26 protein-coding genes and 1 riboswitch are annotated in these 24,272 nt (G+C 57.8%); of the genes, 14 read left to right on the top strand and 12 right to left on the bottom strand.

The features are described 5' to 3' along the window. Positions 1-119: 119 nt before the first annotated feature. Both CCHOA_RS09080 and CCHOA_RS09075 read right to left on the bottom strand, forming a co-directional pair. Positions 120-1,196, bottom strand: a complete 1,077-nt coding sequence (locus CCHOA_RS09080) for an ABC transporter substrate-binding protein (RefSeq protein ID WP_123929756.1) — start codon at positions 1,194-1,196, stop codon at positions 120-122. Positions 1,197-1,203: 7 nt separating this feature from the next. After that, on the bottom strand, positions 1,204-2,055 hold the full coding sequence (locus tag CCHOA_RS09075; protein ID WP_164472456.1) for an ABC transporter permease: 852 nt from the start codon (positions 2,053-2,055) through the stop codon (positions 1,204-1,206). A 335-nt stretch (positions 2,056-2,390) separates the two neighbouring features. Next, positions 2,391-2,516: riboswitch (FMN riboswitch) on the bottom strand. Positions 2,517-4,046: 1,530 nt separating this feature from the next. Between CCHOA_RS09075 and tuf the strand changes: the two genes are divergently transcribed. Beyond that, positions 4,047-5,240 (top strand): elongation factor Tu, encoded by a 1,194-nt coding sequence (gene tuf / locus CCHOA_RS09070; protein WP_123929751.1) that lies wholly within the window; start codon positions 4,047-4,049, stop codon positions 5,238-5,240. Positions 5,241-5,605: 365 nt separating this feature from the next. Here tuf and CCHOA_RS09065 read toward each other — a convergent pair whose 3' ends face one another. The 7 genes from CCHOA_RS09065 to CCHOA_RS09035 form a co-directional block, all read right to left on the bottom strand. Then, positions 5,606-8,089 carry an ATP-dependent RNA helicase gene (locus CCHOA_RS09065; protein WP_123929748.1) on the bottom strand — a complete coding sequence of 828 codons (2,484 nt, stop codon included), beginning with the start codon at positions 8,087-8,089 and terminating at the stop codon, positions 5,606-5,608. 282 nt (positions 8,090-8,371) lie between these two features. Next, on the bottom strand, positions 8,372-8,932 hold the full coding sequence (locus CCHOA_RS09060; protein WP_123929745.1) for an Asp23/Gls24 family envelope stress response protein: 561 nt from the start codon (positions 8,930-8,932) through the stop codon (positions 8,372-8,374). Then, complete coding sequence (locus tag CCHOA_RS09055) at positions 8,929-9,489, bottom strand: DUF6286 domain-containing protein (RefSeq protein WP_123929742.1); 561 nt, start codon at positions 9,487-9,489, stop codon at positions 8,929-8,931. Before CCHOA_RS09055 ends, CCHOA_RS09060 begins: the two co-directional genes overlap by 4 nt. Continuing rightward, the gene (locus CCHOA_RS09050; RefSeq protein ID WP_123929740.1) at positions 9,486-11,600 is read right to left on the bottom strand and encodes an Asp23/Gls24 family envelope stress response protein; all 2,115 of its coding nucleotides are present in this window, start codon (positions 11,598-11,600) and stop codon (positions 9,486-9,488) included. Before CCHOA_RS09050 ends, CCHOA_RS09055 begins: the two co-directional genes overlap by 4 nt. 13 nt (positions 11,601-11,613) lie before the next feature. Beyond that, complete coding sequence (locus tag CCHOA_RS09045) at positions 11,614-11,805, bottom strand: hypothetical protein (protein WP_123929737.1); 192 nt, start codon at positions 11,803-11,805, stop codon at positions 11,614-11,616. 437 nt (positions 11,806-12,242) lie between these two features. Then, positions 12,243-12,545 carry a hypothetical protein gene (locus CCHOA_RS09040; protein ID WP_123929734.1) on the bottom strand — a complete coding sequence of 101 codons (303 nt, stop codon included), beginning with the start codon at positions 12,543-12,545 and terminating at the stop codon, positions 12,243-12,245. Between the two features lie 15 nt (positions 12,546-12,560). Further along, positions 12,561-13,046 (bottom strand): Asp23/Gls24 family envelope stress response protein, encoded by a 486-nt coding sequence (locus tag CCHOA_RS09035; RefSeq protein ID WP_123929730.1) that lies wholly within the window; start codon positions 13,044-13,046, stop codon positions 12,561-12,563. A 1,334-nt stretch (positions 13,047-14,380) separates the two neighbouring features. Here CCHOA_RS09035 and CCHOA_RS09030 point away from each other — a divergent pair. The 13 genes from CCHOA_RS09030 (at position 14,381) to rpsQ (ending at position 21,691) form a co-directional block, all read left to right on the top strand. Further along, on the top strand, positions 14,381-15,004 hold the full coding sequence (locus tag CCHOA_RS09030; RefSeq protein ID WP_123929726.1) for a 2-isopropylmalate synthase: 624 nt from the start codon (positions 14,381-14,383) through the stop codon (positions 15,002-15,004). A gap of 296 nt (positions 15,005-15,300) precedes the next feature. Continuing rightward, positions 15,301-15,408 (top strand): Kazal-type serine protease inhibitor domain-containing protein, encoded by a 108-nt coding sequence (locus CCHOA_RS11225; protein ID WP_164472455.1) that lies wholly within the window; start codon positions 15,301-15,303, stop codon positions 15,406-15,408. Positions 15,409-16,074: 666 nt separating this feature from the next. After that, entirely contained in the window at positions 16,075-16,380 is a 306-nt protein-coding gene (gene rpsJ, locus CCHOA_RS09025) for a 30S ribosomal protein S10 (RefSeq protein WP_123929722.1), read from the top strand. 70 nt (positions 16,381-16,450) lie between these two features. Next, entirely contained in the window at positions 16,451-17,107 is a 657-nt protein-coding gene (gene rplC, locus CCHOA_RS09020; RefSeq protein WP_123929719.1) for a 50S ribosomal protein L3, read from the top strand. After that, positions 17,104-17,751, top strand: coding sequence for a 50S ribosomal protein L4 (gene rplD / locus CCHOA_RS09015; protein WP_123929716.1), 648 nt, complete (start codon positions 17,104-17,106; stop codon positions 17,749-17,751). The genes rplC and rplD overlap by 4 nt, the downstream gene beginning before the upstream one ends. Beyond that, positions 17,752-18,045, top strand: a complete 294-nt coding sequence (rplW, locus tag CCHOA_RS09010; protein ID WP_123929713.1) for a 50S ribosomal protein L23 — start codon at positions 17,752-17,754, stop codon at positions 18,043-18,045. A gap of 475 nt (positions 18,046-18,520) precedes the next feature. Continuing rightward, a complete protein-coding gene (rplB, locus tag CCHOA_RS09005) occupies positions 18,521-19,363 on the top strand; it encodes a 50S ribosomal protein L2 (RefSeq protein ID WP_123929710.1) in 843 nt (280 codons plus the stop codon). 15 nt (positions 19,364-19,378) lie between these two features. Continuing rightward, on the top strand, positions 19,379-19,660 hold the full coding sequence (gene rpsS, locus CCHOA_RS09000; RefSeq protein WP_123929707.1) for a 30S ribosomal protein S19: 282 nt from the start codon (positions 19,379-19,381) through the stop codon (positions 19,658-19,660). Positions 19,661-19,663: 3 nt separating this feature from the next. Then, positions 19,664-20,023 (top strand): 50S ribosomal protein L22, encoded by a 360-nt coding sequence (gene rplV, locus CCHOA_RS08995; protein ID WP_123929704.1) that lies wholly within the window; start codon positions 19,664-19,666, stop codon positions 20,021-20,023. Next, positions 20,023-20,766 carry a 30S ribosomal protein S3 gene (gene rpsC / locus CCHOA_RS08990; RefSeq protein ID WP_123929701.1) on the top strand — a complete coding sequence of 248 codons (744 nt, stop codon included), beginning with the start codon at positions 20,023-20,025 and terminating at the stop codon, positions 20,764-20,766. Before rplV ends, rpsC begins: the two co-directional genes overlap by 1 nt. A gap of 6 nt (positions 20,767-20,772) precedes the next feature. Continuing rightward, complete coding sequence (gene rplP / locus CCHOA_RS08985) at positions 20,773-21,189, top strand: 50S ribosomal protein L16 (RefSeq protein ID WP_123929698.1); 417 nt, start codon at positions 20,773-20,775, stop codon at positions 21,187-21,189. 1 nt (position 21,190) lies between these two features. Continuing rightward, complete coding sequence (rpmC, locus tag CCHOA_RS08980) at positions 21,191-21,421, top strand: 50S ribosomal protein L29 (protein WP_123929695.1); 231 nt, start codon at positions 21,191-21,193, stop codon at positions 21,419-21,421. 3 nt (positions 21,422-21,424) lie between these two features. Next, positions 21,425-21,691, top strand: coding sequence for a 30S ribosomal protein S17 (gene rpsQ / locus CCHOA_RS08975; protein WP_123929692.1), 267 nt, complete (start codon positions 21,425-21,427; stop codon positions 21,689-21,691). A gap of 174 nt (positions 21,692-21,865) precedes the next feature. Here rpsQ and CCHOA_RS10735 read toward each other — a convergent pair whose 3' ends face one another. The 3 genes from CCHOA_RS10735 to CCHOA_RS08965 all read right to left on the bottom strand — a co-directional run bounded on the left by CCHOA_RS10735 (position 21,866) and on the right by CCHOA_RS08965 (position 24,056). After that, positions 21,866-22,039 carry a hypothetical protein gene (locus tag CCHOA_RS10735; protein ID WP_164472454.1) on the bottom strand — a complete coding sequence of 58 codons (174 nt, stop codon included), beginning with the start codon at positions 22,037-22,039 and terminating at the stop codon, positions 21,866-21,868. Between the two features lie 257 nt (positions 22,040-22,296). Then, positions 22,297-23,055: a DedA family protein gene (locus tag CCHOA_RS08970; protein ID WP_123929688.1), complete on the bottom strand. Its 759-nt coding sequence runs from the start codon at positions 23,053-23,055 to the stop codon at positions 22,297-22,299. Between the two features lie 143 nt (positions 23,056-23,198). Further along, positions 23,199-24,056, bottom strand: coding sequence for a mechanosensitive ion channel family protein (locus CCHOA_RS08965; RefSeq protein WP_123929685.1), 858 nt, complete (start codon positions 24,054-24,056; stop codon positions 23,199-23,201). Positions 24,057-24,272 lie beyond the last annotated feature (216 nt).

Raw genomic sequence — 24,272 nt, 5'->3', positions numbered from 1 at the left:
TCGTGCAACGCCGCCTCCTGTGAAACTGCGATCGAGCAATCTTCTGGGAGGCGGCGTTGAGGCGTAAGTAGGTATTGAAACAAGCCTATTGTCAGGACACGGGCCCGTGGCGACGGGTACTAGACATCACCGCAGTAGGCATCGGTGAGCAGCTCTTGGGGGACCACCTTCGGCGTGTCCACCCCGATTGTGTTGAGCTCGGCCACAAGCGCCTCACCTTGCGTCGCGGTGAGGCCAGAGCAACCCACTGTTTTGCTTGGCAGCAGTGGGGCAGTCGCATCCATGGTTTGTGCGGCGGCTTCCTTCTGCTCTGGCTCGTTGAGTTCAGGAATGAGCTTTTCCGCGGCAGCAACACCGAGGTTCGGATCGGCAATGAGATCCTCGTAGGCATGGAACAATGCGGCGACCGTTTTGGCGGTGAGTTCAGGATGTTCGGCCGCAAACTTCTTGGTGGTAATCAAGGATGCGGCGCGCAGCGACTGCACCTCCGGGGTGAGATCCCGGGTGGCAAACCCGGCCAGCGCAAACCGCACCGAGTCATTATTCGAGAACCCGACAACAGCATCAACCTTGCCGGTCGACAGTGCCGCCTGCTGGGTGTAGCCGATTTCTTGGATATCAATATCGTCAGGGGTCAGTCCCACCTGCTTGAGACCTGCGACGAGGCCATACCAGGTTTCCCCATAGAATCCGGCGATACCAACTTTTTTGCCCTTTAGATCAGCCATGGTGTGAATTGGTGAGTCGCCAGGGACGATCACCACCACCGGGAACTGTTCATAGTAGGGGGCGATGACCTGCAGTTCATCACTATCCGCAGCGGCCGCCTCATCAGCGCCGGCGACAACGAATTGTTCCTGACCGGCTAACAGTGCAGTAAACAGCCCCTCATTTTGACCATGGTGGCGATAGTCGACCCCTGCTGGCAGGTAGTTGCGTTCATCGGCAACATACACCGGGGAGAATTGCACATTCGGAATATAGGTCAGGCCAATCGTCGCTGTTTGTTCACCAGTGGTCGCCTTGGTGGCAGTGTTCGAACTCGTCGAAGTCGCAGCGGCTGCCGTGTCAGCAGTGGTCTGCGCTGCTGGTTCGTCACTTGCGGAACAGCCGCTTGCCACGAGGGCGGCGGCGCACAGCAGGACACCAAGGGTGGTGCGGCGGTTGGAAGATTGAGAATAACGTGGGAAAACCATTATGCGGTTACTTCACTTTCTGGCTGAGAGATTGGACAATTGCACTTCGCCGTTCAATCATCGCGATTGTGGCGAAGGCTAGCGCAGCCAGTGAACACAACACTGTGACAGTGGAAAATAACCCGGTCATGTCAGCGGCAGCCGACTGCAATGACAGCCGGGCGCCAAGACCCCTGCCGCCCATCACAAATTCGCCAACCACGGCACCGATTACTGAAAGAGTAAAACCGGTACGAAGTCCCGCGAGTAGTGCTGGGAGGGCAAGTGGTGCCTCCATAAATCGGAGCATGGACCAGCCGCTCGCCCCGTCGAGCATCGCCGCCTCCAGGACGTCGCGCGGCATGGATTCGAACCCTAAGACGGCGGTCACCAGAATCGGGAAAAACACCATGAGCGCGCAGAGCACACTGATCGCAAACACCCCATAGCCCAGCCAAATCACTAATAGTGGGGCGATGGCCACACTCGGGATTGCCTGAGAGATAGCGACGATTGGCGCGAACGCGGCGGCCACATACTCGTTTTTGAAAATGACATACGCCAAGATGAGCGCGAAGAAAGATCCCACCACACAGCCCACGGTTGCCTCCACCACGGTGGTGCGCACCGCGGAAAGAAACACCGGATTTGTCATATCGCGGACAAGGCGTCCTGCAACGGCCTGTGGGGTGGGCAGCAGAGCATGGTTGCCAACCACGGCGGCGAGGATTGCCCACACGACAACGAGTGTCAGCACCCCCAATGCTGACACAACGTGTCGTCGAATTCCGTAAAGTTCCTGCATGCCTAGCTTACGATTCACTCGTTCATCATTGGCACCGGGAACAAATGCACAATCGTTGTTGAATTGATCGCTCATGAACATAATCCGAGTGACCCAGCGTGCCCATCATCGATCCGGCGCGTTGCAAGATGCGCACTCAGTAGGATACTTGCCTTACCAGTGCTCATCGCACGCCCAGTGGCGGCGGTGACGACCTGCAGCTCACTGCTGCGCAGACGTCTGTCGCACCACACAGGTGAGTTTGCCGCAACCGGTGCATGGTTGATACCAGCACCGACAACAGGGTTTACTCGCAGTGATGATCGCTAGGCGATGGCGGTGATAACACCTCCCAGGTTCGCAAGAGGTTTGCTTGCCACAAGAGGTGATAACCATCAATCTGTCATGAAGTTCAACAACACTTGCACATTGTCGTGCTCCTACCATCCGGACTTTTACCGTCGGTGCTGGAATTTCACCAGGCTCCACCTCGACATGTGTCTCGGGTCGCGGACTATAACCGCCGGTTCAGACTTTCACTGACCCCGGTGCACGACTGCACTGAGAACAAGACTATAGCCGACAGGGCACGTTCAGCACCACATGTGCATAACCGCGGTGGATGCTAACGGGGTTGTGGTTAGGGAAAAGAGGAGAAGCCATGGCGCAGCGTTGCTGCCTGCAGTGGTGCTGGTTTGAGGCTGTTGTTTCCGCGCGTCGGTAGAGGCAGCGTCTTTTGCGTGGATGATGCGGCGAACTGTCCTCTCATTGGTGGCGAACACAGCCTCGTCTGTTGCGAAACAGACACAGCAGCGCAGTGTGTTGCCATCGCGAGATTTATCCCTGACGGTGTGGTGTTTATCGTGACATGTTCTTCAATAATCAGTCGCTGTTTGTTTGGTTGTCAGTCGATTCAACGGAACCAGGAGAGCATTGTCGAAATATTCGTGCCGCTCGCACGGCAGTATTCTGGTTCCGTCTACCTTGTGATTTCTGCAACAAAAGGTAAGGGTGCTTAGGGAAAAGCTCATGTGTTCGTCATCAATTGGTGGTCGCTCAGAGATCACCGAACCTTCCCCGGTTCGCCCCGAACTATCACATACAACCAGCTTTCCGGCCAGAAAGATCACCTCGTAGTTCTTTACCCCAGTGCCGCCACACAGTTGGGTAGTGGTGAACCTTCATGGTGTTCGTGTTCATCATCCGACACGGGTTCCCGATTGTCCTGCGGCAGCGAACTATCTCTTGATGGCTCGCGCAGCACCCTCATGGCTTGACGCTGCTGGAAAGGGCACTTCTTTACTGGTGCCATAACAAAAGTGTTCACTGTCAAGTGGCTGGTCGTTCATTGTGCGCTTTACCTGTCTGGTGGTGCAGGCTGGTGTGCTGTGGTGCAGGGGTGGCCCGATGCAGGTTTGTGGATGTGAACCTACACAAGAGCAGAAGTCGCTTTCTGCTTGCTGTATAGCAACCGGTTGATGGTGCCGTATTTGTCGCCCCCATCCCTGGCGAGCCGACATGGATTTGGAGTCGTTGTCGCAGGCTTGCCCATTTGCGCCTTGTGGGGAGGTGGCAGCTGTTTGGGGATCCCAACCCAGGGAGGGCTAACGAGCCGCGCCGAAAACGAAGCGAAAGCGCACGGTGTTGTTGCCTGTAGCGCCCAATACGCGGGGAAGCTGAACATCGCTGTTGTATTCCTCATGTGCGCAGTCGGGTGATGTGATTGGCGCAGTCCTGGGAACGTGACTGCGCTACGGGTGGAAAAACGGTGGTAGTTGGTGCTTGTCTGCACTGGGCGCTAGGCTGGTGATGTGCCGCCATAGCGCATGAACACTGCCCAAACGTCGACGCATCACCGACGGGGGTAGCTCAGAGCAGGATTACTGCCGTGCTGTGGCCTATTTGTGCAGCATGTACTGTGTTGGAGCAGGGTGGCTTGAAATTTCGCGACGCTGCTCCTAGTATGCACTAATTGGCATTATCTTTAATACCGCGCATCCAGTGTGCCAAAATTCGTCTGGAGCGCGGAACAACCACCTATGTGGCTGCGAAAGTCGTAGCCACCTGAACGTCCAGGAGGACAAACAGTGGCAAAGGCGAAGTTCGAGCGTACAAAGCCGCACGTCAACATCGGTACCATCGGTCACGTCGACCACGGCAAGACCACCACGACTGCAGCCATCACCAAGGTTCTGGCTGAGAAGTACCCGGATCTGAACAAAGCAACTGCGTTCGACTCCATCGACAAGGCTCCTGAGGAGAAAGAGCGCGGTATTACCATTAACATCGCGCACGTCGAGTACCAGACCGAAAAGCGTCACTATGCACACGTGGACGCCCCGGGTCACGCTGACTACATCAAGAACATGATCACCGGTGCTGCTCAGATGGACGGCGCAATCCTCGTTGTTGCCGCCACCGACGGCCCGATGCCGCAGACCCGTGAGCACGTGCTTCTTGCTCGCCAGGTTGGCGTTCCTTACATCCTCGTTGCACTGAACAAGTGTGACTCCCCGGACGTTGACGACGAGATCATCGAGCTCGTTGAAATGGAAGTCCGTGAACTCCTGGCTGACCAGGACTTCGACGAGGATGCTCCTATCATCCAGATCTCCGCTCTGAAGGCTCTCGAAGGCGACGAGAAGTGGGTTCAGTCCATCGTTGACCTCATGCAGGCTTGCGACGACTCCATCCCGGATCCAGTTCGCGAAACCGACAAGCCATTCCTCATGCCTATCGAGGACATCTTCACCATCACCGGCCGCGGTACCGTGGTTACCGGTCGTGTGGAGCGCGGTCAGCTCAACGTGAACGAGGAAGTTGAAATCCTCGGTATCCGTGAGAAGTCCCAGAAGACCACCGTTACCTCCATCGAAATGTTCAACAAGTTCCTGGACTCCGCAGAAGCTGGCGACAACGCTGCTCTGCTGCTCCGTGGCCTGAAGCGTGACGATGTTGAGCGTGGTCAGATTGTTGCTAAGCCTGGCGCTTACACCCCTCACACCGAGTTCGAAGGCTCCGTCTACATCCTGTCCAAGGATGAAGGTGGCCGCCACACCCCGTTCTTCGACAACTACCGTCCGCAGTTCTACTTCCGCACCACCGACGTTACCGGTGTTGTGAAGCTGCCTGAGGGCACCGAGATGGTTATGCCTGGCGACAACGTCGACATGTCCGTCACCCTGATCCAGCCGGTCGCCATGGACGAAGGTCTGCGCTTCGCTATCCGCGAAGGTGGCCGCACCGTTGGCGCTGGTCGCGTTACCAAGATCACCAAGTAATCATCTGATTACCCAGTGATCGTCACCAACATGAGTTGGGCGACGTAAACGCTTATATCAAAACCCCGAATCCGTACAGGACTCGGGGTTTTGGTGTATTTCCGGGTTAGGGGGCGTATCCTCGTTGTTCACGATCATAAACGCTTCGGCTTTCCCTGCTACCGAAACCCACGGCAATGGCAGGCATAGCCGGTTGTCGAGTTGATCGTGCGTTGGATGTCCAGATGCACATCTCATCGCCCTTGATTCGGCCAGCTGGCCAGGATTGTGACCGTTGCCCAACAGGGCAGGGCGTGCTGCCCTTCGGCTGGGATGGCCAAGGAGCGTCACGGGGCCCGTGGCAAGCGGTGTTCCGCTGCTCGCGACTAGTGTGGTGTGGAACGTCGCTGCAACTGTTGCTTCGTCAACGCTGTTGCATCAGCGACCGTAGGATGTTCGGGCCAGGGATGTTTCGGATACCGGCCGCGCAGTTCTTTACGAACCTCGGTGTAGGGTCCTTGGAAGAACCGCTGCAGATTATCGGTGATCGCTACCGGGCGGCCCGCCGGGGACAGCAAATGAAACTGCAGCGGCATGTCACCAATCAGCGGCGTTTCGGTCATGCCGAAACACTCTTGGAGTTTCACACGGCAAATCGGTCGATCACCGTGATAATCCACCGGAATCTTCCGCCCGGAGGCCACCGTCACCGTTGGTGGGACGAGCGTGTCAAACTGTTGCGCCTCCGGCCACGGTAACAAGCGGGTGAGGATCTCCCGCATGGGTATTCCGCTAAGGGCAGCACCGGCGGCAATGGCTGCGATTTCCTGTTCAACATAGGCCGGATCCACCCCGCGCCGCAGATCCGGCCAAGGTGAACCATAGTGGTCGTGGGCAAACTGCATCCGGTCTCGTAATGCGGTGGCCGTATCGTCAAAGGGGAAGATTGACAAACCGTGGGTGGCAACCTGTTCCCGCAGTAATGCTGCACACTGTTGCTCGTCGACACTGATCGGGGTTGTTTGCAGCACGATTGCACCAACGCGCTGCTCACGAACAGCACGAATAGTGGTGCCGTCAATGATGAGGCGGTCTTCAGTGGTGACCATCCCCAGATCGTCGAGGATTTCCTTAGTCAAGGGGCTAGCACTGTCGACAACGACTTCCCCCGCCGGCTGTCGACGATCACCTCCCTGCACCAGGCGCACACTGCCGGCAGCAATCCACTGACTGCCGGGCACAATCGTGCATCTGGCGCGCGTGCCGGAAGCAAGCAAATACTGCTCATCATCGACCCGATAGCCCACCAAGGCAGGAAACGCGGTGGCCACCACAGCACCCGGGGTTGGTGTGCCGGATTGCTGTTTTCCGGCAAGCCGGGCTAGTCGGTGAGTTTCCCTGCTGTGTTCTTTGGCGACTGCAGCAGAATGTTGGTGGCTGTGGGGTGGTAGTTCCCCACTGATATCAAGCAGTAGCGCGGCAACCATCGGGGCAGCGGCAGCACCATAGCGCAGCAGTGCACAACCCAAATGGGGATCGACGGGAAGTTGGCTTAACCGGCGGCCAAGCGGAGTAACCGTCAAGGTACCGTTAGCGGACTGTTGCACGGCACCGAGATCCCGCAGGGTAGCGATTGCCTGCTCAGCGGCACGAACCGGTGGCGGATCAAGTAAAGAAAGCCCTGCCAAACCCTGATTAGACCAACAGGCGGCTTGCAACATGGCCGCGGAAAGATCACAGGCGAGAATCTCCGGGGGACGGGTCGCCGGCAGGCTGGCGGTCTCCCGTGCGGGCCAGCAGCGAATCACCTGGCCGGCAGCTTCCCGCCCGGCACGACCAGCCCGTTGGGTGATTTCTTCCTTTGCGGCGGTCGTGGTCACCAAACCATTCATGCCACGCAAATGATCCCGTTTCGGAACCCGCACCAGACCAGAGTCGACAACCGTGCGCACCCCCGGCACCGTGATCGACGACTCGGCAATATTGGTGGCCACCACAATACGACGCTGCGCGTCGTGCAGGGCAGCGTCCTGCTCCGCGGCGGTCATACCGCCGTGCAACGAATACACCGGTAAGGTGGCGGCAACCCGTTCGCGCAGCATCGCTGCAACGGTTGTCACAGCGGCGCGACTCGGCAGAAACACCAGCACCGATCCAGGATAGGTGGCCACTGCTTGCACCGTAACGTCCACCATATGGGCAAGCATCTCCCGGGACAGTGCGGTGCGAATAATATGTGCCGGTGGCGGCGCATAAGTGATGGTGAGCTCGTGGATAGGTGCAGTGGTGACCACCACCGGCAGCCCCAGCAGACTCGCCAACGCCGACGTATCCACGGTGGCAGACATTGCCACCAGCAGCAGATCGTCGCGCAGCTGAAACAGATCACTGAGCATCGCCACAATCAGATCAATGGCCAGGGTGCGTTCATGTACCTCGTCGACGATAACAGCGGCAATGCCGGTCAGTGACGGATCAGCGGCCAGCATCTGCAGCAGCACCCCAGGGGTAACAAACTCAATATGCGTGCCGCGGCGGCTATCGCCACGTACCGCATAACCAACCATAGATGGATATGCGGTCGTGGCTTCGGTGGCGGCGCTGCAGCAAAGATCGGTGACATGACGGGCAGCAGTAGTTACCGCGACCCGTTTCGGGGCAACCACCACCACTTTGCCGGAAGTATGCTGTTCGGCGACACAGTTCGCAACCAGAAGAGGCACCACCGTCGTTTTGCCTGTCCCTGGTGGCGCCTGAATAATGCAGCCGCGCTGCGTGCTCAAGGCTTGCGCTATGTCGTCGTAGGCGTCAGCAATCGGTAAGCCGCGGCTGATTGCTGCCACAGGAAACGGGGATAGTGGAAGGCTCATAACCAAATGGGAAAACGGTGCTTTTGGGAAGGATAGCGAACGGATGTCATCATTCCAGCCGGCGCTAAAGACAGCAACACACAGGTGTGGTGCTGCGCTCACGCCAAACCTGGGCGAAAGCAGGCAGGCGGCCACCAAGTCGGATGGATAGACAAACACCCCGCCCGAGGAGGCTGCAGCCCTGCTAGAAGAGTGAAGAGCAGGGAAAGCCAAACGGGCGGGGTGTCACCGAAACGAACCGGGGTCTTATTCGGTTTTCTGTGAGATTTCGCAGGAGTTCGACTAGCGGGCGACCGGTTCGAGATGGATCCGATACACACTGTCGATGTCGGCGGTGCCAATAGCCTCCCGGATATCGCGCTCAGCTTGATCAATCTGGCTGCGCAACGCTGCAATCGGCACATCCGGCTCGGCGGAGATCGTAAACTGCATCGTCGGACGGCCCCGATCGAACAACACGACGTCTTTCACCTTGTTCACCTTCGGATCGCGTTCCAGCTGGCCGGCCACTGCAGAGGCAATATCGGTGATATTAAACCGGATACGACCCTCTGCCGTGGAAGCATCGTCACTGTTGACTTGGGCGATACGCTTACGGCGAATGTTCGCCAACACCATCCAGCCGCCGAGCAGCAGCCCCCCAATCACAATGCCAAGCAGAACCCACTTGAACCATTCCTGGTCGGGGGCTTCCCGCCAAATGCGTTGGTTATTGAATTCGGCGAGTTGAATCGCGTAAGGATTACCGAGATAGTAGAGAATCGACCAGCCGCCGAGGAATGCCAACCCGAGGGCGACCAGCAGAACAATGAGCCGGTCAACGGCTGCAAGTGCACGACTCATGACTGAGCCTCCTCATTGTGGGTGACGGAAAGTTTCAACTCTGGTTCGCCAGCGACTTGTTTCACCAGCGGGCTGAGTACCCGGCCGACACGATCGGTGAGAGTTTGATCGTTCGCATCCGCGGTGAGCGCAACAGTAATTGAACGTGGCTTCACCGTGGTGGTGGCAGCCTCAACTCCGGGAACATGCTCCGCTGCAGCAGAGCACATTCGGGCGATATCAACTGGCCGCATCCACACCGACTGGTTGGCATCAACGAGCGGCCGGTGGGTTTTCGGACGTGGCTTAAACACCGCAATGAGCAGCAGCAGTGCCACGACGAGGCAAGCAATGCCGGCGTACAGCATCCACTGCTGATAGGTGAGATTGCCAATATAGTCGGTTACTGGACGTGCCCAGGACGGCTGGGTGGTGTCGCTGTAGCGCACCCACAATTCCCGACCGGCGACACCGGCGAGCGCGAGCAGCACAATACCTAGACACAGCACCAGCCAGCGGGCAGCCGGGGCACCGACCTGCTGCTGGCCGATGGGTTCTGGCTTCGCAGGGGTACTCATCGGTTTCCTCCTTTGCGCCGCAGTGCACGGTTGCGACGAGCAGCATGCGAATCAATAGTGATCGGCTTCAGCGGCAGCGGTGGTGGCACCTCCGGGGTCACTGGGCGTGCCTTCGAGACCACCGCAACAGTTTTCAACGGTGTTTCGTGCACAGCCACGGGACGGGTTTTCCGTGCCTTTGGTGCCTGCGGATGGGCGACTTTGTGCCCATCAGGCACACTGATTTGCGCCATGCGCAGCGGGGCAGCGGCAGGAGTCCGCAACTTCGGTGTTTTCGCTACCGTGATCTCTGCGGGACGAATAGGTGTTGGAAGGTTCACCTCTTGCAGCCGATGCGGGGTTGGATCAGCAACTTTGCGCACCGGAGTGGCAGCAGGCTGCACTACCCGACGCAGTGGGGTGGGGTGGGTGCGTACCTCCGCCAGCGGGATCGCCGGTTTCACTGTGACAGCGACACTGCGCATTGTTGGTTTCCGGGACACCCGCTTCAACGGTTGCTGCGGGGCAGTAACCACCGGTTTCAATGGCTGCTCGGCGGCGACAGTCACAGGTGACAAGTCGCCGGTGTCTGCCACAACAATTGGCCGCAGGGGAGCAGCGGGCTGGGTGGTCACCGGCACCTGCGGGGCGGTGTTGCGCACCGTCGGCGAGACGACCACCGGCTCATTGCCGGCGCTAAACGGTAACAGTTCCGGTGCGGGCAGCTGGGCAATGCTACGCACACTGTCGGCGGCGTTACCACTAACCGCAATCGGGGTGATATCCCAAGGCTGGGTCACTACCGGCACTGCTGGTCGCTGGTGTTCCACTGTCACCGGGGTGAGCTGCGGATGGGTGTTCATCGCTTCTAGTTCGGCGACAGTGACCCGATCATGACCAGGTTCCACATGGGCGACGGTGACATTGGCATGTACCACTGGCACATCGGTCATATCCGCAACCCAGTTGATAATGGTTTCCCGGGTTTTCTCGGCAACCTTGGCAACTGGTGCCGGCCAGCCGACAGCAATAAACGCATCGATTGCAATAGCGTCGCCGTCGTCATCAAGTTTGATGTCGTAGCGTGGCAACGCCCGGCCGGTAAGTTTATCGATTCCGGCTTCCCGAGTGATCGTGCCTGGTACAGACCGCACTGCAGCAGCAACCACTTTGCCCATGGTTCGCTCAGAGATTTTGATCTGCCGATTGGAGGTGTCGACGTCCTGGCTACTAAACGCCGGGAAATCGACAGCGCCGTCGGCTGCCGGTGGGGTGATCTGTGCCGCAGGTTGCACAGCTTTCACCGGTGTGACTGCCGGAGTCTCGGTTTTAGCGGCCGGTGGAAGCGTAGTTTGCGGCTGGAATGCTGCAGGTTTCGCAGCCGGCTGCGGGGGAGTCTTGTCCACGGCAGCTCGGCCAGCTTGCTCAGACACCACAGTTTTCTGCTCGAACACGTGCGGCTTCGGCGCCGGTTCCGCGGAACCTTGCGCCGCCGGTACTGCAGCAGCCCGACCCGCCTTGGCAGAAGAGTTTGCAGCCTTCTCAGCAGGGCGTGCAGCCTTGGAGTCGTTCACCGGTGGAACCACAGTTTTCTGTGCAAAGACGCCTGGTTTCGGCTCCGGCTTGGCAGCGTTATCTGCTGCGGCGGCCGGTGCCTGTTTGCTCACTGTCTTCTGTTCGAAAACTTCCGGTTTCGGTGCAGGTTGTATAGCCGACTTTGCCGGTGCCGGGCGGGCAGCGGTGTCGCCGCTTACTCCCGCAGCCGGCTGAGTTTTCGTCGAGGCATGCTGAGTTGCTTTATCCGTGGCCGGGGCAGCTCCAGTTGTTTTCGGGTCAACATGCCCGCTGAACGAGGATGCTTGCGGGGTAGCAGGCACCTTCGTATTCGGGTCGGTATTCTTCCTCGCAGTGGCAGCTGTAATAGGGGGCACGGCAGCATTGCCGAATTCGAGGGATTCACCGGTGGTCACAAGTCCTGCACTCGACGACGACGGTTGCGTCGCCTTCGGGGCTTTCGGCCCTTGTGGCTCAGCGGCGCTATCAATCAGCTTTTCCAGCTTCTTTGCGCCAGCCGACGGTGATCCCTTCGATGGCGGTTGCTTGCGCGTCCCGCGATCGCGTTGAGATGTCATTGTGTGTTAAGGCCTATCCTTTGCCGCCGCGACCAGTACCGCCGATAATGGATCCGAGATCCAGACGGCCGTCAAAGTGTGCACCGATCAGTCCACCAATAACGGTGAACAGCAGCAGCCACAGGAACCCTGGCAGGCCACCTAAGATCACAGCGAAGGCTAGGGCAATGCCGACTGTTAAGCCGATTGCAGTGTAGTTGTTCATGACACTCTTCTCTTTACTACTGCGGAAAAACCAGATGGTATGGGGTGGATGATGAAGAGACCGGCGGGGCGCACTGAAATACGCCTCGAATTGGATGATGCCCACGAAAACAGTGAGCAATATCCAGGTGGTCGGTTGGTGTCTATCCCCGCTTGATACACACCGCATCCATGAAGGTTGGCACCTTCCACGGTGGCCGCGGCAGCACTACCACGGCTAGGGGGTAGGAAGATGGAAAAGGATAAATCCCGCACTGGCTTGGAGCATTCCCGCTGCGGTGAAACCTGAAGGATGCACAACATGATGCGGCAGTGCGGGAGGCGAGCGTGACACGACCCCGTCGGTGGAAGCTGCACACAGCAGCCAACCTTTACGGCACAGCTGCTGTATTCATTAATCCGCTGACGGGGATCGGCACTGCCTGTAGCTGCGATGCGTTACACCACGTCGCTGATGGTGACATCGATGGGAAGATCACAATGCTTCCCTGCGACGGTACGCACCGTTTCGCCAAGTTGTTGTACTGGTTGCAGATGCTTCGAGTCGGCTATGACATACACCGCGAGACGTGGATTGTCCTGGTCATCGTCGGTGATATGCAGGCCGCGGACACGAGCGCCGGCAAACAGCATCGCAATCTCGCCAAATTGTCCCCCGTACAAACCAGCTACCCCGTCGAGGGCGACAATATCGTCGCGGAGGGCTTCGGCTTGTTCGCGGTTGAGCAGGTCATCGCGCACGAGGGTAATCCTTTACTACTTGACGCGAGCTGGAAGTTCAGCCTTTTCAGCCTCGATTGCACGTGGCTCTGGGCGATCCTCTTCGTCGTCGTTGTCGTCAAGATCCAGGTACACGTCGTGCACGGTAACGTTGACTTCGGTGACTTCCAGACCGGTCATCCGCTCGATAGCGTTGATGATGTTCTTGCGGATTGCTTCAGCCAGCTCGTGGATGGCAACACCGTATTCAGCAACGATGGCAACGTCGACTGCAGCCTGGGTTTCGCCAACCTCTACGGAGACACCCTGCTGCACATTGGTGCGGGTGCCCAATGCGTCACGGATAGCGCCAGCCATACGGGCGCCGGAGCCGCCGAGTGCGTGCACGCCGGACACTTCGCGAGCCGCCATGCCAGCAATCTTGGAAACGACAACGTCCTCGATGTGGGTGCGGCCATGATCGGTGTTCAAAGCCGAATCAACAGCGAGATCCTTGCCCTTGGCGGTGGTGTTTTCGCTCATGTGTTTTTCTCCTCGTTGGAAAGATTCGTGATATACGACGATTGATGCGTCTGCCGATCGTCGGCTGCAATGCGTCCCTGCAACAGCAAGGCTAAAGATTGCAACGACACAACCTGCCGGGTAATAACCAACGCCGCAAGTGTTCATCAAGTATGCACACCAGCGGCGGTCGATCGCTCCACAGTGAAAGGTTGCGTTCAACCAGATACGGCACACCCCCTGCGGCCAAGGACATCTGCTTCCGCTATCGGAAGCCGTATGGCTTGCCAGGGGTCGAAATGCAGGAACGCATTCCGCAGGCACTAAACCGATAGTAGGCCAGTTTTGCCTTCGATGTGCGTGACGCCGAACACTGTTACAAGATTGCAAGAATTAACCAACACTTCTGCCAGTCTGTGTACGCACCCTCTGGCTTGCTGAAAGCATGAAATATCCTGCTGTAATAGCCCCGCTGTGCTGCGCGGATGCGGTAGCTGCTGTGGGGGTTGGTCGCGATCGCATGGGGGTGTGGACAATTCCACCCGGTGTAAACACGGGCAGGAAAGAAATTGTGACCTAATTGTTGCCAACGGGTGGTTGACGGTCGGTGGTGTGCGCCGCGCTATCAACTTGGGCGCTCACTTGGGAACGCCGCCCTCGGGAACTGTGCAGCGCTACTGAAGCTCGTCGGTGTCTTAAGTGACAAAAGGGGAAAGCTGCTTGGAGTAATCAGTCTGACTTGCCCAGGACGCCGCCGCGGTGGTCAAGGTGGAATGCCTAGGTTGCATCGCCGATGCGCTCACCAGGGTGCAACGGTGATTGAGGTCATTGTGGGAAAAACAAGGCAATATGGTTCACATCAAGCAGGGAGCGTCTACCCCCGCCGACAGGGATAGAAATTCCACTATCCGGGATAATGGCGGGACGCTGCTGGTGGCGGTCGTGTCAAATATGCAGTGCAATTCCATATATTGGGAACTTTAGCTACTGTGCCGCGGGCGCCGGCGCTACCCCCACAAGCAAAACTTCATCACATTAACGCTTGCTAATGCGACGTAGGTCACTTTACACTTGCTGCCATGACGCGACTTAGGAAGCGGGCACTACAACGAGTGCTCAAGGCTACGTACCCCTGTGGAGGTTAATCCGAACTGACCCCTCCACTGGGGCAGTAGTCGGTAAGACAAGTAACACCATGGCGGTCAAGCCCAGCAGCTCCCCACACCGGGTTGAGCGGGCAGCACAACGCCGTGGAGAAGCCGGTCGGTTCACAATCCAAACCCAGGTAGTCACGCCCAGCCGCATCCTGCAGCGGCCGGCGGCGGCAATTGAACCGAAAGCGTTTCGTCTTCACCATGCACACCGCAAACACCGCAACCCCCACTCGCGAACATCGTCCCTCCACACCAATCGAAGTTGGCTTCGATATCAATGGTGAATTCACCAAACTGTGGACGGAAGTTGCCGACACTGTCGGCTACCAGCCCCGCACCTTCACCGATCCGCACCGCTATCGCGCTGCGTCGCCTGCTCACGATCCCTTCGAGGCAACCTATGGGATTCGCCTGCCGCGAGACTTTCGGCAAGAAGCGATCGGCATGGACTGGCACACCTTTCAAACCGTGTATTCGCCAACTCCGGATTGGCGGATAACCCAAATCGCAGCCACGCCGTTGCGTGGTGCACGGATCGCTTATTCGATGGACATTGCGATCCCCACCCCACACGGACGGACTCATAGCTCGCATAGTTTCACGGGAACCGGTCCAGTTCAGGCAATCACGCAAACCCTTGCTGCATTGGGGCGCAGCGTCGAGATCACCTCATTCCATCAACACGATCTCTTCGAGGCCACTGTGACGTTCCTGCAGGTGCGCCATAACCGGAAGCAGTGCTGGGTTGCGGCATTTGGCCCCACCCGTGACCAATCCTCGGCAAACGCGCTGGCAATCGCTGCATATCGCTTGCATGCGAGATAAGCCAAGCTGTCTGCTGGTTGCTCACGCTAGCGGGATACCATATCTCTTGCACGCAACCTCCAGCGGCTGGAACAGTTCCTAGTGGGAGGCAGCCTGGCGATCATTGGTAGATCCCCTGATTCCCTCAGGTCTCCCCAGATCTTTTCAGGTCCACTCGAGGTGGCGGGAGTACGCCGCTGTCGGTGGCGGCAACGCTTTTCCGTAAACCCTTGCTCAACGCCTGCTGAGTAGCGGTGCCGACCAACTCGGTTATCGGGCGCTGATTCCTGCGATGCGGCCGCAGAAGCGCACAGTTTTTGGTTGGGTTTCGTGAGATATGCAACTGGTGTGATCTTTCACACGTCTGCGGTCGGAACGGTTTGAATTTTCCCACGTCGTGTGTTTTAATTGCCGGGTTGCTTTGACACGTCATGAAGTAGTGCAGCCTCGTTGAACTGGTCTCAACCGGTTCGCTGTTGTTGCCTGTACTGCAGGCATCGACGCTGGCTTAGCGAACATCACACCTCATCGGAAGATGACCCCATCATCCGATACGTCCTCGGTGAAGAGAGCGGCGACGTTCTGTTCAGCAAGGATCGACCCCACGGTAGTGGACGCAATGAATCAGGTGGATGGCAAGTACACAGCGGCAGTAGGTAGAAAAACGGTCCGGAGCACAACCGCTCCACATCAGCGCTAGCTGGTGGCGTTTGTTCACAACAACCTCATCCGTCATCGTGTGAATCGGCTCGTTCCGAAACCGCGATGTGGTCGCCCCGTGAAGCTTGTTACCCTTCACTGATGGGCGCCCTGCCAAACCCGCGGGAAATACTATTCCCGCAATCGGGTTCGGTGGCAGTCGGAATTCCTCTTGAGGTGAATTTGATATCACAACTGGCGTTGCAACCGGCATCCACCGCGTCCCTGCGGGTTCGGACAACGTTATAGAGAATGCGAAAGCGAGCTATCCCCACCGCTCACAGCGCATCACCATAACTTCGAAAGATGACACAGCAGCGAAAAGCCTTGCTGAGATCATCGAAGCTTCAGTGATGTGATGGAAGATGTGGAGATGCTGGAAAGAGGAAAACGTGGCGGAACAAAAAATCCGCATCAGGCTCAAAGCCTACGATCACGAAGCTATCGACGCTTCGGCAAAGAAGATCGTTGAAACCGTGACCCGTGCAGGGTCGCGCGTTGTTGGCCCGGTGCCGTTGCCCACTGAGAAGAACGTGTACGCAGTTATTCGTTCCCCCCACAAGTACAAGGACTCGCGCGAGCACTTCGAGATGCGCACCCACAAGCGTCTCATCGACATCCTCGATCCGAGCCCGAAGACCGTTGACGCCCTGATGCGCATCGATCTTCCGGCTAGCGTCGACGTCGACATCAAGTAAGTGTTTGCATTTTTTCAAGCATCTTTGAAACTTTGAGCCACCTTGGCTTTTAGGCAGCGGAGAATAACTAATGAGTGAAACTAAGATCAAGGGCATTCTGGGCAAAAAGCTCGGCATGACTCAGATCTTCGACGCAGATAACCGGGTTGTTCCGGTGACTGTCGTGGAAGCTGGGCCGTGCGTTGTTACCCAGATTCGCACCCCTGAGAAGGATGGCTACTCGGCTATCCAAATCGCATTTGGCGATATCGACCCGCGCAAGGTTACCAAGCCGCAGACGGGTCACTTCAAGGCTGCGGGTGTTACCCCGCGCCGTCACAGCGCTGAAATCCGTATGGATGATGTCAGCGAATACGAGGTCGGCCAGGATGTTACCGTCGAAATTTTCGAAGGTATCGAATTTGTCGACGTTACCGGCACCTCGAAGGGTAAGGGCTTTGCCGGCGCTATGAAGCGTCACGGCTTTGCTGGCCAGGGTGCCGCCCACGGTAACCAGGCAGCTCACCGCCGCGTTGGTGGTATTGGTGCTTGTGCTACTCCAGGTCGTGTCTTCAAGGGCACCCGGATGGCAGGCCGCATGGGTAGCGATCGCGTGACCACCCAGAACCTGAAGATTCAGAAGATCGATGCCGAGTCGAACCTGCTGCTCATCAAGGGAGCTATCCCTGGTGTGCGCGGCGGCCTCGTCACGGTGAAGACCGCAGTGAAGGGCGGTGCACACGCATGAGCAATCTGACACTTGACGTCCTTACCGCCGACGGTAAAACCAACGGCACTGTTGAACTGCCTGCAGAGGTGTTCGACCGGGAAGCATCCATTGCGTTGATGCACCAGGTTGTTACCGCGCAGCTGGCTGCCAAGCGCCAGGGCACCCATGCCACGAAGACTCGTGCCATGGTCTCCGGTGGTGGCCGCAAGCCATTCCGCCAGAAGGGTACCGGTCGCGCCCGTCAGGGTTCAATCCGCGCACCACACTTCACCGGTGGTGGTATTTCGCACGGCCCACAGCCACGCAACTATGAACAGCGCACCCCGAAGAAGATGAAGGCTGCTGCCCTGCGCGGTGCCCTCACCGACCGGGTTCGTAACGAGCGCATCCACGTGATCGAAGAGCTGGTCTCCGGCCAGACTCCTTCCACCAAGGCTGCAAAGTCCTTCCTGGAGAAGATCTCGACTCGTCGCAACATCCTGCTGGTGCTGCCACGTGAAGATGTCACCAGCTGGAAGAGCGCCCGCAACCTTCCTGGGGTTGCAATCCTTCCTGAGGATCAGCTCAACACCTACGACGTGCTCAAGAGCGACGACGTGGTGTTCTCTGTGGCCGCGTTGAACACCTTCATCGCCCGCGCGACCGGCAAAGAGGAGAAGTAAATGAGCGACAACGCCCGTGACATCATCATCGCGCCAGTCGTGTCCGAGAAGGCCTACGGTCTCATCGAACAGGGGACTTATGTCTTCTACGTCCGGCCGGACGCCCACAAAACCCAAATCAAGATCGCTGTGGAAGAAATCTTCGGCGTGAAGGTTGATTCCGTTAACACCGCAAACCGGCAGGGCAAGCGCAAGCGCTCCCGCACTGGTTTCGGTCGCCGTAAGGCTACCAAGCGTGCATTTGTCACCTTGGCTGCCGGCGAATCGATCGACATTTTCGGCGGCGCTGCGTAACCGTTGCTGCCAATCCCGGTTGAGCAAACCACACATCAACTTCATAACGATCCAGTCAGTTTCGATGACATGGCGCTGAACGCAACTTCTGTTACCAGGGATCGCCCGAACATGAACAGCAAGACTGCTCGCTGCGGGAACCCTCTCTTGTTCTTGGTTGCAGGCCGTGCACTGTTGCCACTGCTGGTTTTGGGTAAGGATTTCGTTCCTGCTTCGCCAACACCAGCACCTGTGCCAATACGGCAGCCATAAGCAAGAGCGGCTCATTCATCCTGACTGTTATGGATTCGTCTGTTAAGGAGTGGGTGGGAGCAAAGCTCGCGGCCAGGATCTTCCGCTTGGAAGATCTGCTTCGCCAACACCCCGGGATTTGAGAAAGACAGCAACTCCTGGCAAGTATCCGGTAACGGTCACTTGTTCCAAGACAACTAGTTACCGCAATGCCCAAGCCGATTAAGGGAGACAAAGATTAACTATGGCTATTAGGAAATATAAGCCGACAACCCCAGGTCGCCGCGCCTCTTCCGTGTCGATGTTCGAGGAAATCACTCGTTCAACGCCGGAAAAGTCCCTGCTGCGTCCACTGCACAAGACCGGTGGCCGTAACGTCCACGGTCACATCACCACCCGTCACAAGGGTGGTGGCCACAAGCGCAAGTACCGTCTTATCGACTTCCGTCGCTACGACAAGGACGGTATCCCGGCGAAGGTTGCTCACATCGAGTATGACCCGAACCGTACCGCGAATATTGCGCTGCTGCACTATGTCGATGGCGAAAAGCGCTACATCATCGCGCCGAAGAACCTGAAGCAGGGTGCAATGGTTGAAGCCGGCCCAAATGCCGACATCAAACCAGGTAACAACCTGCCACTGCGCAACATCCCAGCCGGTGCCACCATTCACTGTGTGGAACTGCGTCCTGGCGGTGGGGCTAAGATGGCTCGTTCCGCTGGTGCTTCCATTCAGCTGCTCGGTAAAGAGGGTCGCTACGCTATCCTGCGTATGCCTTCCTCCGAAATCCGCCGCGTGGACATCCGCTGCCGCGCCACCGTTGGTGAAGTCGGCAACGCTGACCAGGCCAACATTCGGTGGGGTAAAGCCGGCCGTATGCGCTGGAAGGGCGTCCGCCCGACCGTCCGTGGTGTCGTGATGAACCCGGTCGATCACCCACACGGTGGTGGTGAAGGTAAGACCTCCGGTGGTCGTCACCCGGTTTCCCCGTGGGGCACCCCAGAAGGCCGTACCCGCAAGCCGAACCGGCCAAGCGACAAGCTCATTGTTCGTCGCCGTCGTTCCAACAAGTCTAAGAAGCGCTAGAGGAGGGATTAGCAAATGCCACGCAGTCTGAAAAAAGGCCCCTTCGTCGATGAGCACCTCCTCGCTAAGGTAGACGCTCAAAACGAAAAAGGCACCAAGCAGGTCATCAAGACCTGGTCCCGCCGTTCCACGATTTTGCCTGACTTCATTGGTCACACCTTCGCCGTCCACGACGGTCGTAAGCATGTGCCGGTGTTCGTCGACGATTCGATGGTCGGCCACAAACTGGGCGAATTCGCCCCGACCAAGACCTTCAAGGGTCACGTCAAGGAAGATAAGAAGAAGGGTAGGCGATAGCAGATGGCTGAGAACATCACCTCCGCCCGCGCCCAGGCCCGCTTCGTTCGGGTGTCCCCGATGAAGGCTCGCCGCGTGATCGACCTCGTCCGCGGTAAGGACGTAGCCGAAGCGCTCGCGATTTTGAAGTATGCTCCGCAGGCTGCTTCCGAGCCGGTTGCGAAGGTAGTGGCTTCCGCTGCTGCTAACGCCGAGAACAACTTCGGTCTCAACCGCTCCAAGCTGGTTATCAGCGAAGCATATGCAGATGAGGGTCCGACCATGCGTCGTATCCGTCCTCGCGCCCAGGGTCGTGCATTCCAGATCCGTAAGCGCACCAGCCACATCACTGTTGTGGTCACCGAGAAGGGAAGTGACAACTAGTGGGCCAGAAGATTCATCCCCACGGCCTCCGACTCGGCATCACCGCTGACTGGAAGTCGCGCTGGTACGCCGACAAGAACTACGCCGACTATGTCGCCGAAGACATCAAAATTCGTGAATTCCTGTCCAAGGGTCTCGACCGCGCCGGCATCGCCGACGTTGTAATCGAACGCACCCGCGACCGGGTTCGCGTCGACATTCACACCGCCCGTCCGGGTATTGTGATTGGTCGTCGTGGTGCAGAAGCCGACCGTATCCGCGGCGAGCTGGAAAAGCTCACCGGCAAGCAGGTCGCGCTGAACATCATCGAAGTCAAGAACATTGACGCCAATGCCCAGCTGGTGGCACAGTCCATCGCCGAGCAGCTGACCAACCGCGTGGCATTCCGTCGCGCAATGCGCAAGGCTATCCAGTCTGCTATGCGTCAGCCGCACGTCAAGGGTATTAAGGTTGTGTGCGCCGGTCGTCTCGGCGGGGCTGAAATGTCCCGCGTCGAGCGCTACCACGAGGGCCGTGTCCCGCTGCACACCCTGCGCGCCGAAATCGACTACGGCACCTATGAAGCTCACACCACCTTCGGCCGCATTGGCGTGAAGGTGTGGATCTACAAGGGTGACGTTGTTGGCGGCAAGCGCGAGTCCGATCTCGTTCAAGGTGATCGTCGCGGCCGCGGCGACCGCCGTGAGCGTCCGCGCCGTGGCGGCCAGCGTCGCCAGCGCGCCGAGCACAAGCAGGAGGGCTAACAACCAATGCTTATCCCTAAGCGCGTAAAGTATCGCCGCCAGCACCGTCCACACCGTCGTGGCGTGTCCAAGGGTGGAAACAAGGTCACCTTCGGTGAATACGGCATCCAGGCTCTTGAGCCGGCCTACATCACCAACCGGCAGATCGAATCCGCTCGTATCGCCATCAACCGCCACGTCAAGCGTGGTGGCAAAGTGTGGATCACCATCTTCCCGGATCGTCCGCTCACCCAGAAGCCGCTCGGCGTGCGTATGGGTTCCGGTAAAGGTCCGGTCGAAAAGTGGGTTGCTAACGTCCGCCCAGGGCGTGTCCTCTTCGAGATGAGCTACCCGAACGAAGAGATTGCTTTCGAAGCACTCCGTCGCGCAGCCCAGAAGCTGCCTTGCAAGGTCCGCATCATCAGGAAGGAGGATCAGCTCTAAAATGGCACAAGGAATTCCCGCCCATGAGCTCCGTGAACTCACCGGAGAAGAGCTCGATAAGCGCCTCAAAGAAGCCAAGGAAGAGCTTTTCAACCTGCGCTTCCAGATGGCAACCGGTCAGCTGACCAACAACCGTCGCCTGCGTGTCGTCAAGCGCGACATCGCTCGCATCTACACGGTCATCCGTGAACGCGAACTTGGCCTGTCTGAAGTCCCCGGAGCGGAGGTGTAACCCATGAGTGAACAAAAAGAACAAGGTGCCCGCAAGCGCCGCACCGGCTATGTTGTGTCCACCAAGATGCAGAAGACCATCGTCGTCGAACTTGAGGACCGCAAGCAGCACGCTCTCTACGGCAAGACGATCCGCACCAATACTAAGGTGAAGGCTCACGATGAAAACGAAATCGCCGGCGTCGGCGACCGCGTGATCATCGAAGAATGCCGTCCGCTGTCCAAGGACAAGCACTACCGTCTCGTAGAAATCGCTGAAAAGGCTCGCTAAACCCAAGTCTTTCCAGGCCAGATTGTTCTACGATCTTCGGCAGACCAAGGCTGCAACAACAGTTCATGCCTTGCTACAAGCATCACCGCCTATTGCACCTCGTGCAGTAGGCGGTGGTGCTTTTCCTCTATGTATTACGTCCTGCTACCACCTGCATCGGTGCAATGTACTGCTTTATTTTTTTCGCTGCTGCGGCACAACCACCCCTGTATAGACAGCAGCACCGTGCAGCGCTTCTTCGCTGCGCACCGTGGTCACCGATTCGGTACTGCCGACGCTCCCTAAATGGGGAAGAACCGGATCGATACTGCGCCCAAAATGGGGAAAGCGGCAGGCGACTGACGCCACGCTGGTTGTTATACCGATTGATGAACTAGGGCGTGTGCTGCCCTTTCCTTTCGTCTGCCAGCATCGGCCAGTGTGCCACACCTCCAATTGGGGCACCATACCTGACAGCATGCACTTGGTAAGACCGTGCTTGGATTCGCCTGCGTAGCTGTAAAGGAACAATCAAAAACGCCCTTTCCACGGTCCGACCACGAGGGCAGGACACGGAAAGGGCGTGAGCTGAAGAATGCCCAGCGCTTGGAGGTTACGCTTGGCATCTATGCAGATTTAGCAGGCCGCTGGTGTTTCGCTGATTTGGTTGCCGAATAGATCGCCACCGCTATGAGCACCAGCGTAATCCAAGTAGCGTATTTGTTGATCTCGTCGACGACTCCGATCACCGCCTCACCGTAGCGGATCCCGAGATAGGCAAAGATACTGTTGCGAATCAACACCCCTAAGGCGTTGACTGCCATCACCACCGAGAAACGAATACCGCGCACCCCAGAGAGAAGATTCGCCACAAGCAGTGTGGGCATAAACGGAATATAGGACAGTAGCGTTACCCCGAGCAGCAGTCGAGGCGACAAATTTTGCAGCCGCGGTAACCATTTGCGCATACTTTTCGACTGCCCGGCGAGCATCTCGATGTACTCCATGCCCCACTTGTGGCCAATAAGCCACCACAGCGGAACACCCTTCAGTGCCCCAACAAGTGCACACACCACCACAATCCAGGCGGCCGTCCCTCCCAGGCTTGACTGGGCGCCACCTAAAATCGCGGAAGTATATCCACCAACCATCAACGCATAGATCACCGGTCGGTTCATGAGCCACACCCGCAGCGGAATGATTGCCAGGTTGAAAAGAGTGTTGACGCCAAGATAGATAAAAAGCCAAATATCAATCTTGTCTGGGCTGGTGAAAAATTCCGGCAGCGGCGGCTGGTCGGGGCGGTTGGTCGCAGCTGGGGTTTCGGGGGTCGGTGAACCAGCCGGATCGGCTACCGAATCATCACTGTGGTGGGTACGGGTCACAAGAGGTCTTTCTTAAACAAGGAACAGCCGACAGCAATACGGAATGCGAAGGCTGTCACTGAGTTGAAAACATGCTTTTGGCATTGTACTTGTGGCACAAGCCGGGGAAAGGATCAGGGAACAATGCTGCGCCAGATGGCTAGTTATTCGCCCCCGTCGGACAGGACGACCACATTATCGGGGCCGAAGGCGATCGACTCGGCGCGCAGCGCGTCGAGCACCGCCAAAATCGCTAGATCCAAGGCGGTCACGGTCTCGAATTGTTGCGACCCAGACCAGAAACGGACTTCCATGGTCGCCATGCCGTCAGCAACTTGGCGCAGTACTGCCACCGGTGGGGGATTATCCAACACTTGTGGGACAGGGCCGAGCGCGGCAATTGCCACCTCCCGTGCCCGACGGAACTGTTCCGGATTGCGAATTTTGATAGTGAACGAGCTACGAATCCACGGATGTTCGGTTTGCACTGTCACCATCGACTTGTGCAACACCCCGTTAGGGATCAATACCTGCCGGCCGTCGAAGGTATGGACAGTGGTGTGCGACAGGGTGATGGTGGTGATGGTGCCGGAAACGCCTTCCACCGAGATTTGATCCCCAACCACCGGGGTTTGTCGCCACAAAATCACCAGTCCAGCGAACATGTTGCCGAGCACTGTTTGGAAAGCGATACCGGCGGCGATCGATACCACACCCAAACCGCCGACCAGGTTGACCGGCTTAATCGATGGGAACACATAGGCCAATGCGGCACCCACCCCAAGCACAATCACCGCCGCCTGGGCGAGTTTCCCTAACACGCGGGCCGATGATTCGCTGCGTTTCACCCAGTTGAGAAGAACCCAGGTGAGGGTGTGTCGCACCAGCATGCCGATGGCAATAGCGACTGCGAGGATTACACAGCCCCAGCCCACCCCAGTCCACGTGATGTGTTTAATGGTTTCCGTTACTTGAGCAGCGGGATTAGGATCAGCCGCTGCTGCCTGCAGTACGTCAATCATGACACCTAACAGTAGCCTACGGTGATAGATCAGCTCATACCGGAAGTGGTCGAAGGATTGGTGGCCTGGTGTGGCGAATCCGGGTGGGGTGCGTCTGCTGTGAGCGAATCTCGTGCCCCTGCCGGTCACACCGACCGCAAGAGAACTGTATCGTTAATAGCACATGCCTGCTGCCGCTGACGCAACATCGATCAAGGCGATACCGAGGTACTTGCT

Origin of the sequence: Corynebacterium choanae, assembly GCF_003813965.1 — a bacterium.
GTDB classification, from domain to species: Bacteria; Actinomycetota; Actinomycetes; order Mycobacteriales; family Mycobacteriaceae; genus Corynebacterium; species Corynebacterium choanae.
The sequence above is the reverse complement of the archived record's forward strand: the minus strand, read 5'-3'. Positions and strand labels throughout refer to the sequence as shown.